The following is a 2,025-nucleotide window of genomic DNA, read 5'->3' as shown; positions in this document are numbered from 1 at the left end:
CCGGTACAAGGTCTCCTCATTCAGGCGCCGGTTCTTGGCGATCAGATCGGCGAGCATCCCCAGCATGAAGGAGAGGAAGCCCATCAGGATCAGGATCGTGGCCAGGATCAGTGACTGGACGTGCCCCTGCCCTTCACCAACTGCAAAGAAGTAGACGTATCTCCCCGCCAGGAGCAGCCCACCGCCGATCATCAACGACCCCATGATGACAAACACCCGCAGCGCCTCATACATCAGGAAGATGCGCAGGATCGCCGCCGCCGACTTGACAACAAAGCCCGGTACGCTCTTGATCAACCGCGATTCGCGCAACTGTTCGTTGATTTCGATCGGGACGAACGCCACCGCCAGGCCGGTCTTGCCGGCCTGGATCAGCGTTTCCGCCGTGTAGGTATAACCGGTGTGAATCACAACCCTGAGGGCGGCCTCCCGGCTGAACGCTCGGAAGCCGCTGGTCGCGTCCGGCACATCCAATCCGGAGGTCCACCCCACCACTCTGCTCCCGGTCTGCTGCAGCCAACGCTTGAAGCGCGGGTAGCCTTTCCGCTGTCCGATCCTCCGGTCGCCGACGACGACGTCGGCTCGGCCGTCGAGGATGGGCTGCACCAGATTGGGGATATACCTCCCCTGGTACTGATGATCGCCGTCTGTATTGACGATCACATCCGCTCCCAGCTCGAGCGCCCGATTCAATCCCGAGGCGAAGGCACCCGCCAGGCCGCGATTGCGCGGCAGCTGGAGAATGTGCTGCACGCCGGCGTTGCGGGCGACTTCGACCGTCCGGTCGGTGCTGCCGTCATCGACGATCAGGACTTCAACCTGATCGCAGCCATCCACCCTGCCGGGAAGATCCTCCAGCGTGCGCGGCAGGGTGTCCTCTTCATTGAAGCATGGGACCTGGATGACGAGCTTGGTCATGGGCGACCTCGGTTCACTTGGCGACAGCCTGGCCGTGCACTTGCCTTGAGGCCCCGCCGGTCGTTCCGGAGGGGAGGGCTGGTTGCTTCCATGCGCTGGTCCATGGTCTGGCGGTGCCGACCTGCGTCAGCTGCCTCCGTCGGCCGTGCCGGCCGGCCTGGCCATGCCAGCTGCAACATCAGTGTCTCGCGGCAGGGCGGTCATTCCGACCCCGACGAAGAGAAGAAGGAAGGCCGGCATCAGATGGCGGTGGATGGCCCGGCTCACCAGGATCGTGAAATCGGCTCGGCTGTAGGACCGAATGAAGAAGATCGCCACGACTTCCAGCGTCAGGGCCAGCCCGGCAACCAGCAGCCAACCGCGGTCTGCTCCGCCTTTCCGCCGGCCTCCGACCAGCCCCAACAGGGCGAGGATTCCGAGCGCAGGCAGCAGCGCGCCCCACCGTTCCTTGTGGAGGGCGGTGGCCGAGAACGCCGCCAACAGTGTCCCGAAGGGGCCAAGACCCACGCGGTCCGCCTCGACCGACTCTGAGAAGACGCCCACGGCTTCCCCGAGGTGGCTGCTGGCCACACTGCCGTGGGCGAAACCCAGCCACAGGCAGGACACGACCAGCAGCGGGGTGATCCACACCAGGAGAAACCGCCGCCTGTCCGCCGAATACACCCGACCCAGCACAGCCAGGATCGCGATCAAGCTGGCGGCGTAGATCACCGCTTCGGCTCGCGTCCATGCACCCAGAGCGAACATCATCCCTGAAAGCGCGTACATTCCGGGCGAACTACCCCCGATGGCCTCCACCGCAAGCAAGGACCCCAGCACGAGGTAGACCGAGAGCGGCAGGTTGGCAAGGGCCAGGATGCCGTGGAATTGGACGAGGGGCACAACCGCCAGCAGAGCTACGGCCAGGAGCACATGTAGTCTCCGATACCCGCCGCGCAAGAGGAAGTCGGCGATCCCCACCAGCAAGGAGCCATAGTAGAGCGGGAAAAGAACTTTCGAAATCGGAATCCAGTCTTCTGTCACCAGCCGGAAGAGCCCGATCTGGAGGGGAACATTGAGTGGATAGGCCAGTCCATGCGCGCCCCACTCGACTCCCCCTTGGACGCT

The 2,025-nt window shown here is 64.2% G+C and carries 2 protein-coding genes; both read right to left on the bottom strand.

Features of this window, described 5'->3' with window-relative positions:
• A partial coding sequence (locus tag MUO23_01075) for a glycosyltransferase family 2 protein (protein ID MCJ7511543.1) occupies positions 1-918 on the bottom strand: 918 nt, incomplete at its 3' end.
• 126 nt (positions 919-1,044) lie between these two features.
• On the bottom strand, positions 1,045-2,025 hold a 981-nt coding region (locus MUO23_01070; GenBank protein ID MCJ7511542.1), incomplete at its 5' end, for a hypothetical protein.

This window comes from Anaerolineales bacterium (assembly GCA_022866145.1).
GTDB lineage: Bacteria > Chloroflexota > Anaerolineae > Anaerolineales > E44-bin32 > PFL42.
Note: the sequence above shows the minus strand (reverse complement) of the source record. Positions and strands in the feature narration are given on the sequence as shown.